The organism is Pseudomonas saxonica (assembly GCF_007858365.1).
Classification (GTDB): Bacteria; Pseudomonadota; Gammaproteobacteria; order Pseudomonadales; family Pseudomonadaceae; genus Aquipseudomonas; species Aquipseudomonas saxonica.
Genome location: NZ_VFIO01000004.1, coordinates 318,446 through 334,113, shown reverse-complemented (window position 1 = coordinate 334,113; position 15,668 = coordinate 318,446). Strand labels below are relative to the sequence as shown.

The 15,668-nt window shown below is 55.0% G+C and carries 15 protein-coding genes; 10 read left to right on the top strand and 5 right to left on the bottom strand.

The window, feature by feature from the left end:
• Positions 1 to 424 precede the first annotated feature (424 nt).
• A complete protein-coding gene (locus tag FJD38_RS13875) occupies positions 425 to 1,645 on the bottom strand; it encodes a CaiB/BaiF CoA transferase family protein (protein WP_146385801.1) in 1,221 nt (406 codons plus the stop codon).
• A gap of 14 nt (positions 1,646 to 1,659) precedes the next feature.
• Positions 1,660 to 2,841 carry an acyl-CoA dehydrogenase gene (locus FJD38_RS13870; RefSeq protein ID WP_122783571.1) on the bottom strand — a complete coding sequence of 394 codons (1,182 nt, stop codon included), beginning with the start codon at positions 2,839 to 2,841 and terminating at the stop codon, positions 1,660 to 1,662.
• Between the two features lie 157 nt (positions 2,842 to 2,998).
• Between FJD38_RS13870 and FJD38_RS13865 the strand changes: the two genes are divergently transcribed.
• The 10 genes from FJD38_RS13865 (at position 2,999) to FJD38_RS13820 (ending at position 12,749) form a co-directional block, all read left to right on the top strand.
• On the top strand, positions 2,999 to 3,895 hold the full coding sequence (locus FJD38_RS13865; RefSeq protein WP_146385799.1) for a LysR family transcriptional regulator: 897 nt from the start codon (positions 2,999 to 3,001) through the stop codon (positions 3,893 to 3,895).
• 435 nt (positions 3,896 to 4,330) lie between these two features.
• On the top strand, positions 4,331 to 5,452 hold the full coding sequence (locus FJD38_RS13860; RefSeq protein WP_146385797.1) for a Re/Si-specific NAD(P)(+) transhydrogenase subunit alpha: 1,122 nt from the start codon (positions 4,331 to 4,333) through the stop codon (positions 5,450 to 5,452).
• A gap of 11 nt (positions 5,453 to 5,463) precedes the next feature.
• Complete coding sequence (locus FJD38_RS13855; RefSeq protein ID WP_003438157.1) at positions 5,464 to 5,787, top strand: NAD(P) transhydrogenase subunit alpha part 2; 324 nt, start codon at positions 5,464 to 5,466, stop codon at positions 5,785 to 5,787.
• A complete protein-coding gene (locus FJD38_RS13850) occupies positions 5,784 to 7,220 on the top strand; it encodes an NAD(P)(+) transhydrogenase (Re/Si-specific) subunit beta (RefSeq protein WP_122783568.1) in 1,437 nt (478 codons plus the stop codon). Before FJD38_RS13855 ends, FJD38_RS13850 begins: the two co-directional genes overlap by 4 nt.
• A gap of 181 nt (positions 7,221 to 7,401) precedes the next feature.
• Positions 7,402 to 8,892, top strand: a complete 1,491-nt coding sequence (locus FJD38_RS13845; protein ID WP_122783567.1) for an acetyl-CoA hydrolase/transferase family protein — start codon at positions 7,402 to 7,404, stop codon at positions 8,890 to 8,892.
• A 316-nt stretch (positions 8,893 to 9,208) separates the two neighbouring features.
• Positions 9,209 to 9,424 carry a DUF1127 domain-containing protein gene (locus FJD38_RS13840; RefSeq protein WP_122783566.1) on the top strand — a complete coding sequence of 72 codons (216 nt, stop codon included), beginning with the start codon at positions 9,209 to 9,211 and terminating at the stop codon, positions 9,422 to 9,424.
• A gap of 300 nt (positions 9,425 to 9,724) precedes the next feature.
• A complete protein-coding gene (locus tag FJD38_RS13835) occupies positions 9,725 to 10,042 on the top strand; it encodes a DUF2388 domain-containing protein (RefSeq protein WP_146385795.1) in 318 nt (105 codons plus the stop codon).
• A gap of 108 nt (positions 10,043 to 10,150) precedes the next feature.
• Positions 10,151 to 10,444, top strand: a complete 294-nt coding sequence (locus FJD38_RS13830; protein WP_146385793.1) for a DUF2388 domain-containing protein — start codon at positions 10,151 to 10,153, stop codon at positions 10,442 to 10,444.
• 26 nt (positions 10,445 to 10,470) lie between these two features.
• On the top strand, positions 10,471 to 10,791 hold the full coding sequence (locus FJD38_RS13825) for a DUF2388 domain-containing protein (protein WP_122783563.1): 321 nt from the start codon (positions 10,471 to 10,473) through the stop codon (positions 10,789 to 10,791).
• The gene (locus FJD38_RS13820; RefSeq protein ID WP_146385791.1) at positions 10,788 to 12,749 is read left to right on the top strand and encodes an Lnb N-terminal periplasmic domain-containing protein; all 1,962 of its coding nucleotides are present in this window, start codon (positions 10,788 to 10,790) and stop codon (positions 12,747 to 12,749) included. Before FJD38_RS13825 ends, FJD38_RS13820 begins: the two co-directional genes overlap by 4 nt.
• A 131-nt stretch (positions 12,750 to 12,880) precedes the next feature.
• Here the strand turns inward: FJD38_RS13820 and FJD38_RS13815 are convergent, their stop codons facing one another.
• The 3 genes from FJD38_RS13815 to pstB form a co-directional block, all read right to left on the bottom strand.
• Entirely contained in the window at positions 12,881 to 13,768 is an 888-nt protein-coding gene (locus FJD38_RS13815) for a response regulator (RefSeq protein ID WP_146385789.1), read from the bottom strand.
• 118 nt (positions 13,769 to 13,886) lie between these two features.
• Positions 13,887 to 14,648 carry a phosphate signaling complex protein PhoU gene (gene phoU, locus FJD38_RS13810; protein WP_122783560.1) on the bottom strand — a complete coding sequence of 254 codons (762 nt, stop codon included), beginning with the start codon at positions 14,646 to 14,648 and terminating at the stop codon, positions 13,887 to 13,889.
• 111 nt (positions 14,649 to 14,759) lie between these two features.
• Positions 14,760 to 15,593, bottom strand: coding sequence for a phosphate ABC transporter ATP-binding protein PstB (gene pstB / locus FJD38_RS13805; RefSeq protein ID WP_122783559.1), 834 nt, complete (start codon positions 15,591 to 15,593; stop codon positions 14,760 to 14,762).
• Positions 15,594 to 15,668: the final 75 nt, after the last annotated feature.

Sequence of the window (15,668 nt, the reverse complement as noted above, 5' to 3'; positions counted from 1 at the left end):
CACGAATTGCTTGATTCAGTTGTTAAAGAGCGGTTGGTTAAGCTTTCGCTCAACCGAGGCGCGCATTCTACAGCAGCCTCTGTTGCTGTCAAGCGGTTATTTTAAGATGCTTTCAAAGTTTCCTCTGTAACATCAACCACTTGCGCTTTCGATCTCTCGTTAGCGGGAGGCGAATTCTACAGCGTTACACGCTGCTGTCAACACCTCATTTCCTGCTTCGATGACTTGAAGCTGACACTGCCGAAAACCGTACAACTCATTGAATCTCAAGGAGTTTTCCGTTTCGACTGCGCCGGAAGTGGGGCGAATTATAGGCCGTTAGAATTCTAGGTCAAGCGGTAATTGAGGCTCTCTATCAAATAACTCAAAATTCACGCTCTTCTCCTATATAAGAAGGAGGGCTAACGCCCTCCTTCTTATATAGCTACAACACACCCAACTCACGCAAAGCCCCAACAGCCTTGGCATCCAGCCCCAGGACCCGCTCCAGCACTTCCCCGGTATGCTCACCCAATAAAGGGGGCGCATTGCGATACTCAACCGGCGTCCTAGACAAACGAATCGGACTTGCCACCTGCGGAGCCAGGCCTGCCAACACATGTGGCAACTCCAAAGCCAGACCCCGAGCCCGCACTTGAGGATCTGCAAACACCTGCGCCAAGTCATTGATCGGCCCACAAGGCACGCCAACAGCCTCTAATTGCGCAACCCATTCAGCCGTGGTCTTAAACACCGTAGCCTGGCGTATCAGAGGCACTAACTCCCTGCGATTCGCTACGCGCAACTTATTAGTGGAGAAACGCGGATCATCAGCCCACTCAGCGCGCCCAGCCACCGCCGCGAACTTACGAAATTGACTGTCGTTACCCACCGTGAGAATGAAATCGCCATCCGCGGTAGGAAAATCCTGATAAGGCACGATGTTCGGATGCGCATTCCCAAGGCGCTGCGGCGCAACGCCTGTTGTCAGGTAATTCATCGCCTGATTCGCCAGACACGCCACCTGAACATCCAGCAGCGCCATATCGATATGCTGCCCACCACCATCATGTTGGCGATGAGCCAGCGCAGCCAATATTGCGACCGCTGAATATAACCCGGTCAGAATATCCGTAAGTGCGACCCCTACCTTCACCGGACCGGCCCCCTCCTCACCCTCAGGCCGCCCAGTCAGACTCATAAGCCCGCCCAAGCCTTGAATCATGAAGTCATAACCCGCCCGCTTAGCGTAAGGACCTGTCTGACCAAAGCCGGTGATAGAGCAGTAAATCAGCTCAGGATTCAGCGCACTAAGCGACGCATAGTCCAATCCATAAGCCTCAAGCCCTCCAACCTTGAAGTTCTCGATGACGATATCCGACTTCGCTGCCAGTTCTCGCACCAACCGCTGACCTTCAGGCTTGGTGAAGTCGATCGTGACCGACTGCTTATTACGATTGGCCGACAAGTAATACGCAGCCTCGCCCGTACTCTCGCCATTAGCGTCCCGAAGAAACGGAGGCCCCCAGGCACGCGTATCATCGCCATTACCCGGGCGCTCGACCTTGATCACCTCAGCACCCAAATCCGCCAGGATTTGTCCCGCCCATGGCCCGGCCAATACCCGCGACAAATCCAACACCCGCAAATGCGATAGAGCACCCATGCGCTGCGCTCCTATCAATAGAACGCCTGAAGACCGGTTTGCGCACGCCCCAAAATCAAAGCATGCACGTCATGCGTGCCCTCATAGGTATTGACCACCTCAAGGTTGACCAGATGTCGCGCCACACCGAACTCATCTGAAATCCCATTCCCCCCCAACATGTCCCGCGCCATACGAGCGATGTCCAGTGACTTCCCACAGGAGTTTCGCTTCATGATCGAGGTGATTTCAACTGCCGCCGTACCTTCATCTTTCATACGCCCCAGGCGCAGACAGCCTTGCAACGCCATCGTGATCTCGGTCTGCATATCTGCCAGCTTCTTCTGCACCAACTGCGTAGCTGCCAAAGGCCGCCCAAATTGCTTGCGGTCCAGCGTGTATTGACGCGCGGTGTGCCAGCAAAATTCAGCAGCCCCAAGCGCCCCCCACGCAATGCCATAGCGTGCGGAGTTCAGACAGGTAAAAGGCCCTTTCAGACCTCGCACATCCGGAAAGATGTTCTCTTCGGGGACAAACACATTGTCCATCACGATCTCGCCGGTGATTGATGCACGCAAACCCACCTTGCCGTGAATCGCCGGTGTGCTCAGACCTTTCCAGCCCTTTTCCAGCACAAAGCCACGAATATCACCCTCGTCATCCTTGGCCCACACCACAAACACATCAGCGATAGGACTGTTAGTGATCCACATCTTGGCGCCGGTCAGGCTGTAGCCTCCGTCCACTTTGCGCGCACGAGTCACCATCGCCCCAGGGTCGGAACCGTGATCAGGCTCTGTCAGCCCAAAACACCCAATCCATTCGCCAGATGCCAACTTAGGCAGATACTTCTGCTTCTGCGCTTCAGTACCGAACTCATTGATTGGCACCATGACCAAAGAGGACTGCACGCTCATCATCGAGCGATAACCCGAATCAACACGCTCTACCTCGCGCGCAATCAATCCGTAACTTACGTAATTAAGGCCGCTGCCACCGTACTGCTCAGGAATCATTGCACCCAGCAAGCCAGTCTCACCCATCTCGCGAAAGATCGCAGGGTCGGTCTTCTCATGACGGAAAGCCTCAAGTACGCGCGGAGCCAGCTTGTGCTGAGCGAATTGCTCGGCGCTGTCGCGCACCATGCGCTCTTCTTCAGTGAGCTGCTGATCCAGCAAAAGTGGATCAATCCAGTTGAAGCTAGCCTTACCCGCCATGAGTGAACCCTCGCGAAGTTGATCGAATACCGTGACCCGATCCTAGATCCCTCTATATAGAAGAACAAACGAGGATTCAGCACGGGCTTGTGATAATTTCTCACTCCATAACAAACAATAAAGCCATATTTGACGACCTTTTGTGAGGAAGCCGTACATGCGCCGAAAAATCCCCAGCACAACTGCGTTGATCAGCTTTGAAGCAGCGGCTCGCCATGAAAGCTTTACCAAGGCCGCCAACGAGCTTTCTCTTACTCAAGGTGCCATATGCAGACAAATTGCCAGCCTTGAAGAGTTCTTGAGCGTGGAGTTGTTCAGACGCTCCAAGCGTGGTGTAAAACTGACCGAAGCAGGCTTGTCCTACAGTCGACGGATAGCCACTCAGCTTGATGCAGTCGAACGCGACACACTCTCGGTCATGGGCCAGCAAGGAGCCAACGCCATTGAGCTGGCCGTTGTACCGACCTTCGGAACGCAATGGTTGCTCCCACGCCTTAAGGACTTCCAACTCAAGCACCCGGATGTCACGGTCAACCTTACCAATCGAACCCGCCCCTTCCTCTTCGCCGACACCGACTTTGACGCAGCCATCTACTTCGGCGATGCCGAGTGGTCCGGCACATCTTCCTACCGCCTGATGGGCGAGAACCCCGTCCCTGTTTGCCATCCATCATTGCTGGGCGACCAGCAAAGCCTCAGCCCCCAAGCGCTGGCCGACCTCCCCTTATTGCAACAAACCACCCGCCCTTATGCATGGCGCCAGTGGTTTAACGCTCAAGGTATGAATGTGCCTCGCGACATGACAGGTCCGCGCTATGAACTATTCTCGATGCTTGCACAGGCGGCCATGCATCAAATGGGAGTCGCCCTGATCCCACCCTTTCTGATCCAGCGTGAACTGACTGAGAAACGCCTGGTGATTGCGCATGAGCGCAGCTTGCTCAGCAACAAGGGGTATTACTTGATAATCCCTGAAAGAAAAATAGAGTCCGCCTCACTGCACGCCTTCCGAGACTGGCTGATCAAGCAAGCAGCTGGATACAGCCCGCTTTAAAAGATGCATCGTCCAGATAAATTAGGTAGTTCATACAAAAAACGCACTACATATATAAGTAAATGTCGCATATCAGCATTCGATACCAATGTCTAGCTCGACATCGCTGAAGACCAGTAACCACGTGGCTTACAGGGTATTTCTTAAAGTTATGCAGCGATAACCAAAAGAAATGTGAAAAAACGTACCAAAACATCTATTCAAGCCAAGAGCCACGTAGTTAAAGGCCTGTAGCGATTAGTTGCGACATTCGGTCACTGCATGACTTGTAGTAAAGATGTCGTCATCCTCCATAAGTTCTTGAAGGGCCAAAAAATCGCCTGCATTATGCGGCGCCCCTCCTAAATTAAAGAGGGACCGTGCTGATCGGCCGCCCCAGACGCACCATCCGCAGTGCGCTGGCTTTCTTATAAAAGATCACGCAGGAGATATGACGTGCACATCGGTGTTCCTCTCGAAACCCAGAAGGGTGAAACGCGGGTTGCCGCAACCCCGGAAACCATCAAGAAGCTGATCGGCCAAGGCCATAAGGTGACTGTTCAACGTGGCGCCGGCATTAACGCCAGCGTTATTGACAGCTCCTATGAAGCCGCTGGTGCGACTATTGGCAGTGCAGCAGAGGCGTATGGCGCCGAACTGATTCTGAAAGTCGTCGCCCCTAACGACAGCGAACTTGCCCTCATTAACAGTGGAACCGTGCTCATCGGCATGCTCAACCCGTTCAGCAATGAAACCATTGCCAAACTGGCCGAGCATGGCATCACAGCATTCTCCCTTGAAGCTGCACCCCGGACTTCCCGCGCACAAAGCCTGGATGTTCTGTCATCCCAAGCCAACATTGCGGGATATAAGGCCGTACTGGTTGCCGCTCACCACTACCCGCGCTTCATGCCAATGCTGATGACAGCGGCCGGCACGGTGAAGGCGGCCCGAGTCCTGATCCTGGGCGCAGGGGTTGCCGGCTTGCAGGCAATCGCCACGGCCAAGCGATTGGGCGCAGTTATTGAGGCATCAGATGTACGACCTGCTGTAAAAGAGCAAATCGAATCCCTGGGCGCCAAATTTGTCGACGTGCCATACGAAACCGATGAAGAGCGTGAATGCGCTGTCGGCGTAGGCGGTTATGCACGTCCAATGCCCGCTAGCTGGATGCAGCGCCAGGCCCAGGCCGTGCATGAGCGTGCCAAGCTGGCCGATATTGTCATCACCACGGCATTGATCCCGGGTCGCAAGGCGCCCGTGTTGTTGAGTGCAGAAACCGTAGCGCAAATGAAGCCCGGTTCCGTCGTGATCGATCTAGCCGCCGCTCAAGGTGGCAACTGCCCGCTAACAGTGGCCGATGAGGTAGTGGTTGAGCATGGCGTGACCATCGTCGGCTACACCAACCTGCCGGCAATGGTTGCCGCAGACGCTTCTGCGCTCTATGCCCGCAACCTGCTGGATTTCCTCAAGCTGGTCTTCACACCTGAAGGGCAGTTCCAGATCAACCTTGAAGACGACATCGTCGCTGCGTGCCTGATGTGCCGCGACGGTCAAGTCGTGCGCAAAAACGGCTGAGGACAACAACAATGGAAGAGCTCATCTCCCCCGGTATCTATAACCTGATCATCTTTGTGCTGGCCATTTATGTGGGTTATCACGTGGTCTGGAACGTAACCCCTGCGCTGCACACGCCGCTCATGGCCGTTACCAACGCCATCTCCGCCATCGTTATTGTGGGCGCCATGCTGGCCGCCGCGCTGACCGTCACGCCACTGGGTAAAACCATGGGCACTCTGGCGGTGGCGTTGGCCGCCGTTAACGTATTCGGTGGATTTTTGGTCACCCGGCGCATGCTGGAAATGTTCAAGAAAAAAGCACCTAAAGCCAAAGAAGAGGTGCGTAAGCCATGAGCATGAATCTGGTTACTGTTCTGTACCTGGTCGCCTCAATTTGCTTCATTCAGGCTCTCAAAGGCCTGTCACACCCCACCACCTCACGCCGCGGCAACCTGTTCGGCATGCTTGGGATGGGCCTGGCTGTCATTACCACCGTAGGCTTGATCTACAAGCTCGGCGCAGAAATTGCCACGGCGGGAATTGGTTACGTGATTGTGGGCCTGTTAGTAGGCGGCACAGCCGGCTCGATCATGGCCAAACGCGTCGAAATGACCAAAATGCCGGAACTGGTTGCCTTCATGCACAGCATGATCGGCCTCGCAGCGGTCTTTATTGCGATCGCTGCTGTCGTCGAGCCGCAATCACTTGGCATTGTTAAACATTTGGGCGACGCCATTCCGGCGGGCAACCGCCTGGAACTGTTCCTGGGCGCGGCCATTGGTGCGATTACGTTCTCAGGTTCTGTTATTGCGTTCGGCAAGCTCTCGGGTAAATACAAGTTCCGCCTGTTTCAAGGCGCTCCGGTGCAGTTCAGCGGTCAACACAAACTGAACCTGGTCTTGGGGCTGGTCACTCTCGGCCTGGGCATCACCTTTATGCTGACCGGCAACCTCTCGGCGTTCGCCCTGATGCTGGCTCTGGCGTTCGTACTGGGCGTGTTGATCATCATCCCGATTGGCGGCGCTGATATGCCGGTCGTGGTGTCGATGCTGAACAGCTACTCGGGCTGGGCAGCGGCCGGTATCGGTTTTTCGCTGAACAACTCGATGCTGATTATTGCCGGATCGTTGGTCGGCTCTTCGGGCGCAATCCTGTCATACATCATGTGTAAGGCGATGAACCGCTCGTTCTTCAACGTGATCCTTGGTGGCTTTGGCGGTGCAACCGACGTGGGTGGCCCGGCAGGTGCACAAGAAGCACGCCCGGTTAAATCCGGTTCCGCAGATGACGCAACCTTCCTGCTGACTAACGCCGATACGGTCATCATCGTTCCGGGTTACGGTCTGGCTGTGGCGCGCGCCCAACATGCACTGAAAGAGCTGACCGAAAAACTGACCCATCGCGGCGTGACCGTGAAGTACGCGATTCACCCGGTCGCGGGCCGGATGCCTGGCCATATGAACGTGCTGCTGGCCGAGGCAGAAGTGCCTTACGATCAAGTGTTCGAAATGGAAGATATCAACTCCGAATTTGGTCAGGCCGATGTGGTACTGGTGCTGGGCGCGAATGACGTGGTCAACCCGGCGGCCAAGAATGACCCGAAATCACCGATTGCCGGCATGCCAATTCTCGAGGCTTACAAAGCCAAGACCGTCATCGTCAACAAACGCTCCATGGCCAGCGGCTATGCAGGTCTGGATAACGAGCTGTTTTATCTGGATAAAACCATGATGGTGTTTGGCGACGCCAAAAAAGTTATTGAAGATATGGTCAAAGCGGTCGAGTAACATCCCCGCCTCTTCAACACTGAAAACCCCGGCGCTAAAATTACCGGGGTTTTTTATTTCCAGCAGGAAGCCGACCAAAGGCTCTACCCCGCCCCCATGCATTCGACCATGGTAGCGGGACGTGGGGCTTTGAAAATGAATAGACTGCGCATCTTGCTTCCGTTCCTTGAGATAACAATCCATGTACCGTGAACGTATTCGTCTGAACTCCCTACACGATAAGGTCATGAGCGCCGAAGAAGCCGCCGCCCTTATCCAAGATGGCATGACCGTCGGCATGAGCGGTTTCACCCGTGCCGGCGAAGCCAAAGCCGTCCCGCAAGCACTGGCCGAGCGCGCCAAAAAGTCGCCACTGAAAATCACGTTGATGACGGGTGCCAGCCTTGGTAACGATCTCGACAAACAACTGACCGAAGCCGGTGTCCTGGCACGTCGCATGCCGTTCCAGGTAGATAGCACTCTGCGCAAAGCCATCAATGCTGGCGAAGTGATGTTTATCGACCAGCATCTGTCCGAAACCGTTGAGCAACTGCGTAACAATCAGCTCAAGTTGCCGGACATCGCGGTTATCGAAGCCGTTGCCATTACAGAACAAGGTCATATTGTCCCGACTACATCTGTAGGTAACTCCGCTAGCTTCGCGATTTTCGCCAAACAGGTAATCGTCGAAATCAACATGGCGCACAATCCGAATCTGGAAGGTCTGCACGACATCTACATTCCGACCTACCGCCCGACCCGTACACCCATCCCGCTGGTGAAGGTTGATGACCGTATTGGCAGCACTGCCATTGCGATCCCGGCGGAAAAGATCGTAGCCATCGTTATCACTAACAAGCCGGACTCTCCGTCTACTGTATCCGTGCCTGATAGCGAAACAGACGGTATCGCCTTCCACCTGATCAACTTCTTCAAGCAAGAAGTTGAAGCCGGGCGAATGACCAACAAACTGGGGCCACTGCAAGCCGGTATCGGCAACATCGCCAACGCGGTGATGTGCGGCCTGATCGACTCGCCGTTCGAAGACCTGACCATGTACTCCGAAGTGCTGCAGGATTCGACCTTCGACTTGATTGACGCCGGCAAGATGAGCTTCGCATCGGGCAGTTCCATCACCCTGTCGGAACGTCGTAACTCGGACGTGTTCGGCAATCTGGAGCGTTACAAAGACAAACTGGTCCTGCGCCCACAAGAGATCTCCAATCACCCTGAAGTGGTTCGTCGCTTGGGCATCATTGGTATCAATACCGCGCTGGAGTTCGACATCTACGGCAACGTCAACTCTACTCACGTTTGCGGTACGCGGATGATGAACGGCATCGGCGGCTCGGGTGACTTTGCCCGTAACGCACACCTGGCGATCTTCGTCACCAAGTCGATTGCCAAGGCAGGTGCCATTTCCAGCGTTGTGCCAATGGTCAGCCATGTCGACCATACCGAGCATGACGTGGATATCCTGGTTACTGAACAAGGCTTGGCCGACTTGCGTGGCCTGGCACCGCGTGAGCGCGCACGCGTCATCATCGACAACTGTGTGCACCCGGACTTCCGCGATGCGTTGAACGATTACTTCACCAAGGCCTGCGCCATCGGCGGTCATACACCGCATATCCTGCGTGAAGCGCTGAGCTGGCATATAAACCTGGAAGAAACCGGGAAAATGCTGCCGTAACACTTGTTCTAGACAGCCGCTGACAAAAACTCGGTTTTTGCAGCGGCTTTTTTATGTCTGCTGTCTAAAACTGTACTGCTGTACTGGTCCATTCCTCAGAAGAACACCCCCAAAACCTTTACAAAACCCCAATTTTGCACCAAATAAGTGCGGACAGGTACAGTTGTGCCCGTTTTGAGCCATACAGCACCTCTAAACAGTTAACTGGCCCATCGCAATACAGATGAACTGTATCTACTGAGTCTGGACATAGAGGAGGATCATTGGCATCAGTTAAACCACTAGCCAATGCCGCCACAAGCGGAAGGATGCCGACATGGAACGTACACTCAGTTCCGATCTGTTCAACGAAAGCAATGCTGTAAACACCCAGGCTTCAATGCCTCTGCGCGTACTTGCCAACCTGATGTTGTGGCAGCGCCGTATCTCCAGCCGCCATCAACTGGCCCGTCTGGACTCGCGTCTTCTGGCTGACGCCGGGATTAGCGAAGCACAACGCTACGAAGAGTTGAGCAAGCCGTTCTGGCGCTAAACAGCGCTCGCTGGCCCTGACCACCGGTCCACTGCCAGCACCCTGAATTGAAAAAACAAAACCCGTCGCGGGTAACCGCTGACGGGTTTTGTCGTTTTCAGGGGCCTATAAGGTGAGATAACCCACGACAGGTACAGTTTTATAGTTATTGAAATTAAACAGGTACAGTTTAGGTAATGGCTGATCTAGAGCACATTGCCTACAGCAAAAAGTAAAACAATCTTTGCTATGCGCAGGTGTACGCCTACTATTCGACTTGAAGTTGCCTATTTTAATAAGTTCATGTTCTGGAGTTTCACCATGCCCACTCTTCGCCTTCTCAGCGCCGCTGCATTATTGACCTTGGCCGCAGGCGCCAATGCCTCCAGCTTTATCGTCACCACAGACGCTATCGTGGGCACACTCAAGCAAACGACAGACCTGACCTCTGACGCTACAGGCTCGTTTCGTGACAACAAGATTGTCCGTGCTGCCCGTGACGATGCCGCCAGCTTCGTGGCCAGCGAAGGGAGCGTTCGCGGCGTGAGACTTGAGAGCGCGTTCGAATTCATTCGTCAGCAAGCACCCCAGTTGCAAGCCACTGACACACAACTGGCTCAGGCGATTCTGACGATCTGATTCTGTAAAGTTGTAGCCGCGGCTAAACACTACTGCGGCTACAAAACCTTACGCCTTTCTGGTTCTACTCCAGTAGCCTTGAGCCTCATTTAAACAGCCTTGAGAGCCATGCGTTTTTTCTTACTGCCCCTATTCATACTCTGCTGTATTCCATCAGCCTTCGCCTTCGATCTGACCACCCAGAATGTGGTGCTCAGTGGTTACGTCACCAGCAAAGTGACATCTGCGCCTTTCGATCAAAAACTAATACGTGCCGCCCAGGACGATGCCGCCGTCTTTGTTGCCACTGATGGCACATTTCGCGGCTCAACGCTGGAATCCGCCTTGCACTATTTGCACAATACTCAGCCAAAATTGAACGCCAGTGACCTTGAACTGGCACAAGCAATCCTCGTCCAATAAATACCCGTGTTTTCTGGAGAAGTTTCATGCGTAGCCCTTTAATTGTCGCCACCCTTGGCCTGTTGCTGCTCGCGGAAGTCGCGCACGCGCAGACCGTTGTGCAGACCAGTAACATCATTGTTCGGGCTTTTGGTCGTACCATCGACTTCACCTCTGACACCACCACTTCCATTCGCGACTCTAAGGTCGTGCGCGAAGCCCACGACGACGCCGCCACTTTCGTAGCCAGCAAAGGCGAGATTCGCGGGGTTCAGTTGGAATCAGCCTTTAATACATTGCGCGTCCGTGTACCTGAGGCTCGCAACGCCAGCGATCAAGAACTCGCCGAAGCCATCCTCGCACTGTGAGGTCGATAATGCGGTGGCTAGCCGCCTGTGGCCTGCTGCTTACCCTTGGCAGCGCTCAGGCCGCTCTGCATCTGAAACTCAAGAGCGAGGGCCTTAGCCCAGCCGAACAGCAGGCCAGTCAAGCCCTGCTGGATGAAGCCATGCAGAGCCTTCCACCGCGCTTTGTCGAGCAACTGGATCGTCAGATTCTAGTGGGCTGGACCGATGACATGCCGAGTAACGCCTATGGACAGGCGTCTCTGGTGTCTGAACTTGACCTCAATCGCAAGTTACTGGCGGGGCTGACAGACGGATCAGCTGCAACCCAGCAGACCCAGCGCCCGCATGGCACTGTTCGTCGCGAATTACTCGCCACCGTGCTGCATGAATTGACCCACTTATATGACCGCGCCCGCCTCTGGCCTGCCACACAACGGACTCTGATCCAGCGTTGCACTCGACAAAGCAGCAGTGCTGGCTTGATCGGCTTGCCCGATGAGTGCCGGGGTCAAACCGAACGACGCTTTACCCTCAGTGATGACCCTCGACTGCTGGACCTTGCCGGATGGCAGCAATATGTAGGCCGCCGTGGCGAACGCGAGCAAGATAACCACCAGATTGTTCGCAGTCCCGATTTATACGAAGTCACCAACCCCAAAGAATTTGTTGCGGTCAATATGGAGTACTTTCTCCTTGACCCGGCTTACGCGTGCCGTCGTCCGGCCCTGTATCGCTACTACAAAGAGCATTTTGGCTGGGCACCTGCCGCCAAAGACAAATGCCCCCAGGCATTCGCTTTTCTTAATGCAGGCAACGACTTTGGCAAACAGCCATTGGGCACCGTCGATCCCGAGCGTGTGTATGCCGTTGACTACTTGCTGGCAGAAGCCAACCAAGAGTGGGCCAGCCGCTGGGGCCACAGCATGTTGCGCCTGGTGATCTGTGCTCCTGGCCGCCCACGTGGCCCCGACTGCCGCCTGGATTTGCAGGAACACTTGGTGTTGTCCTACCGCGCATTCGTGAACGACGTACAGCTTTCAAGCTGGGATGGTCTGACGGGGGCGTACCCGTCACGGCTGTTCGTGCTGCCCTTGGCGCAAGTCATCGATGAATACACCAAGACAGAATTACGCAGCCTGGCTTCTGTGCCGCTCAATCTAAATCGCTCTGAAATTGAAGAGGTGGTCGAGCACGCCGCCGAGATGCACTGGAGTTACGACGGCGACTATTACTTTATTTCCAATAACTGTGCGGTTGAGACCCTCAAGCTGTTGCGCAGTGGTAGCGGCAACACTCAGCTCCAGGGCCTGGACAGCATCATGCCCAATGGTCTGCTTGACGTGCTCAAGGCCCGCGGGCTGGCAGACACCAGCGTGCTGGATGATCCGAAAGAAGCGCTGCGCTTAGGCTATCGGTTCGACTCCTACCGAGACCGTTATCAGGCCATGTTTGACGTGCTCAAGACCCGGTTGCCGATCAAGCAGAGCAACGTTGATGACTGGCTGGCCTTGAACGCAGATGAGCGCAGGCCCTGGATCGAACAGGCGGATATACGCGCCAGCGCAGCGCTACTGCTGCTGGAGCAAGCCGGCTTCAGGCGCCAGCTCCTGCTGGCTCAGGACGAGGTGAAACAGAAGTACCTGGGGGCCCGCGGACTTAAAGATGGCGGCATGGATAAAGCCAACAAGACCTTGCAAGAAATTCTCGCCAGTAGCGGTTTTCTTAGTCGTCCGGCCGAATTGTTGGGCAGCAGTGGCTATGGCCTGCCACAAGCCAAAGAGTGGGAAATGCTTGAGTCCGAGAGCAGCCAGCGCCAGCAACAATTACTGCGTCTGACCGGTGATTTGGACAAAGAGGTACGCAGCTTGCTGGAGCCTTCTCGCGCCGCCGAAATTGCCGCCACCGAAGCCAACGTCAAACAGATTGGTGAACATCTGCGAGCGTTGCATAAAGCCTCTGGCGGGTTGCAGTTGCCTTGAATTGAACACCTGCGGTCGCTGCCGCAGGCTGCGATGGGTTGCGTAGCAACCCGCTTTATTAAATTCAAAGCGAAGGTCTTGCGGACCTTATCGCAGCCTGCGGCAGCGGCTACACCATTTGGGTAACGGTGTTACGCACCCGGTACGAAGTGCTTTTGCGCCGTACCGAAGGCAATCAGCCGCGACAGGTAGTTCATTTTCTCGGCATCCTGGTCCACAAACCGAAACGTTAATTGCAGCCAGTCGCTGTCGGGCTTGGGCTCGAAAGCCACGATGGCGTGCAGGTAGCCATTTAAGCGCGCCACCTCGGCGCTCTCGCCTTGCTCAAGGTCCAACACTGCACTTGCCAGCACCTGTGGCAGCACATCGCCACGACGTACCACCAGCAACGCCTCCTTCAAGCTCAACGCTTTGATGACGCAAGGCAGCGTTCCGCTAGGCAGCCGGAGTTGTCCCTGCCCGCGGCCTGACAGCGATTGTGTGGCAGCGGGCGGCGAGGTGGGTGCTGCCGGGGCCGAAGCCGGACGTGCAGCAGGCGCGACCACTTGAGCCTTGCCACCCGTAAGGGCGTTCAATGAGTCATTCCCGAACCCGGTACTGGTACGTGCAGGCGCGCTACTCATCACCGCGTCCAGCAAACCCGCTTTGGTAAACGCCTTCTTCACTTTGGTCAGCAATTGCTCATTGGTAAAAGGCTTGCTAACGAAGTCCGAAACTCCGGCCTGAATGGCCTGAATCACGTTTTCTTTATCGCCACGGCTGGTGACCATGATGAAGGGTAGGGTTTTGAGGTGATCCTGCTCACGGCACCAGGTCAGTAACTCAAGACCCGACATTTCCGGCATTTCCCAATCACAAAGCACCAGGTCGAACGACTCGCGAGCCAGCAGCGCTTGAGCTTTGCGGCCGTTGACGGCGTCTTCGATCCTGATGCCCGGAAAATAATTACGCAGGCAATTCTTAATCAGATCGCGAATAAACGACGCGTCATCCACCACCAGCACACTGACCTTGCTCATCGACCGCTCCTTAAAATTCCGCCCACCATGCGCCAAATGATAGCCATGTGCCTTGAATATAAACGCCGAAAAGCAAAACGCCCGGCATTAAGCCGGGCGTTTTTTGACTCGGGCAGTCTTATTTATCGTCAGCCGGGGGCACAACATGAGCGTTATCACCGCCCGTGCCTTCAACTTCTTGCTTCATGCGCTTTAGGCCCATGTGCCGTACGTCGGTGCCGCGTACCAGATAAATCACCAACTCGGAGATATTACGTGCGTGGTCGCCGATGCGCTCCAGCGAACGCAGTACCCAGATAATGCTCAGAACACGCGAAATAGAACGCGGGTCTTCCATCATGTAGGTGGCCAACTCACGCAGTGCTGTCTTGTATTCGCGGTCGATGATCTTGTCGTATTGCGCCACCGACAGGGCCAAATCGGCGTCGAAGCGGGCAAATGCATCCAGTGCATCACGCACCATGTTGCGCACCTGATCGCCGATGTGCCGCACTTCAACGTAACCGCGCGGTGCTTCACCTTCTTCACACAGCTGGATTGCACGGCGAGCAATTTTGGTCGCCTCATCACCAATGCGCTCCAGATCGATCACCGATTTGGAAATGCTGATGATCAAGCGCAAGTCAGAGGCTGCAGGCTGTCGACGGGCCAGAATGCGCAGGCACTCTTCGTCGATGTTGCGCTCCATCTGATTGATTTGGTCATCGACCTCACGTACCTGTTGCGCCAAACCCGAATCGGCCTCGATCAACGCCGTGACCGCATCGTTAACCTGCTTCTCGACCAGACCACCCATTGCCAGCAAGTGGCTGCGTACGTCTTCGAGCTCCGCATTGAACTGCGCGGAAATGTGATGGGTGAGGCCATCCTTTGAAATCATGGGTTTGCTCCGCAAAAGCCTCAAGCGACAAGCTTCAAGCTACAAGTTGATTGTGTCGTAACGCCGATCTGCATGTTCTCGCCGCGTGAAGCTGACGGCTTGCAGCTGCGTCTAGCCATAGCGCCCGGTGATGTAGTCTTCGGTCTGTTTTTTGGCCGGATTGGTGAACAGGGTATCGGTGTCGCCGTACTCCACCATTTTGCCCATGTACATGAACGCGGTGTAATCCGACACCCGCGCCGCCTGCTGCATGTTGTGGGTCACGATGACGATGGTGAACTTGGACTTGAGTTCATAAATCAACTCTTCGACTTTGAGTGTCGAAATCGGGTCCAGTGCCGAACACGGTTCATCAAGCAACAGCACTTCAGGCTCGACCGCGATGGTACGGGCAATCACCAGACGCTGTTGTTGGCCGCCGGACAAGCCCAGCGCCGAGTCATGCAAGCGGTCTTTGACTTCGTCCCACAAGGCTGCACCTTTAAGCGCCCACTCAACCGCTTCATCAAGAATGCGCTTTTTGTTGATGCCCTGAATGCGCAGACCGTACACCACGTTTTCGTAGATCGTCTTGGGGAATGGGTTCGGCTTTTGAAACACCATCCCGACACGACGGCGCAGCTCGGCCACGTCTTCGCCCTTACGGTAAATGTTATTACCGTACAGGTTGATTTCACCTTCAACGCGGCAGCCATCAACCAGGTCGTTCATGCGGTTAAAGGTACGCAGCAAGGTGGACTTGCCACAGCCCGACGGGCCGATAAACGCCGTCACCCGTTGCTTCGGGATGTTCAGGTTAACGTCGAACAGCGCCTGCTTATCGCCGTAGTAAAGATTCAGGCCTGGCACTTCAATGGCTACTTCTTCATTTTCCAGGTTCAGGCTCTGTTTGGTGCGACCCAGGGCAGACATATTAATGCCGTGGGTTGAGGTTTCATGCTGCATGGTCTCACTCCGTTCGTAGCTGCAAGCTTCTAGCTGCAAGCTGCAAGTTTTGAGCAAAAGCGGCGGCGGCATTGA

Excerpts from the sequence above, each read along its gene's own strand:
- FJD38_RS13875 (WP_146385801.1), bottom strand. The coding sequence starts at position 1,645 with ATGGGTGCTCTATCGCATTTGCGGGTGTTGGATTTGTCGCGGGTATTG.
- FJD38_RS13870 (WP_122783571.1), bottom strand. The coding sequence starts at position 2,841 with ATGGCGGGTAAGGCTAGCTTCAACTGGATTGATCCACTTTTGCTGGAT.
- FJD38_RS13865 (WP_146385799.1), top strand. The coding sequence starts at position 2,999 with ATGCGCCGAAAAATCCCCAGCACAACTGCGTTGATCAGCTTTGAAGCA.
- FJD38_RS13855 (WP_003438157.1), top strand. The coding sequence starts at position 5,464 with ATGGAAGAGCTCATCTCCCCCGGTATCTATAACCTGATCATCTTTGTG.
- FJD38_RS13850 (WP_122783568.1), top strand. The coding sequence starts at position 5,784 with ATGAGCATGAATCTGGTTACTGTTCTGTACCTGGTCGCCTCAATTTGC.
- FJD38_RS13845 (WP_122783567.1), top strand. The coding sequence starts at position 7,402 with ATGTACCGTGAACGTATTCGTCTGAACTCCCTACACGATAAGGTCATG.
- FJD38_RS13840 (WP_122783566.1), top strand. The coding sequence starts at position 9,209 with ATGGAACGTACACTCAGTTCCGATCTGTTCAACGAAAGCAATGCTGTA.
- FJD38_RS13835 (WP_146385795.1), top strand. The coding sequence starts at position 9,725 with ATGCCCACTCTTCGCCTTCTCAGCGCCGCTGCATTATTGACCTTGGCC.
- FJD38_RS13830 (WP_146385793.1), top strand. The coding sequence starts at position 10,151 with ATGCGTTTTTTCTTACTGCCCCTATTCATACTCTGCTGTATTCCATCA.
- FJD38_RS13825 (WP_122783563.1), top strand. The coding sequence starts at position 10,471 with ATGCGTAGCCCTTTAATTGTCGCCACCCTTGGCCTGTTGCTGCTCGCG.
- FJD38_RS13815 (WP_146385789.1), bottom strand. The coding sequence starts at position 13,768 with ATGAGCAAGGTCAGTGTGCTGGTGGTGGATGACGCGTCGTTTATTCGC.
- phoU (WP_122783560.1), bottom strand. The coding sequence starts at position 14,648 with ATGATTTCAAAGGATGGCCTCACCCATCACATTTCCGCGCAGTTCAAT.
- pstB (WP_122783559.1), bottom strand. The coding sequence starts at position 15,593 with ATGCAGCATGAAACCTCAACCCACGGCATTAATATGTCTGCCCTGGGT.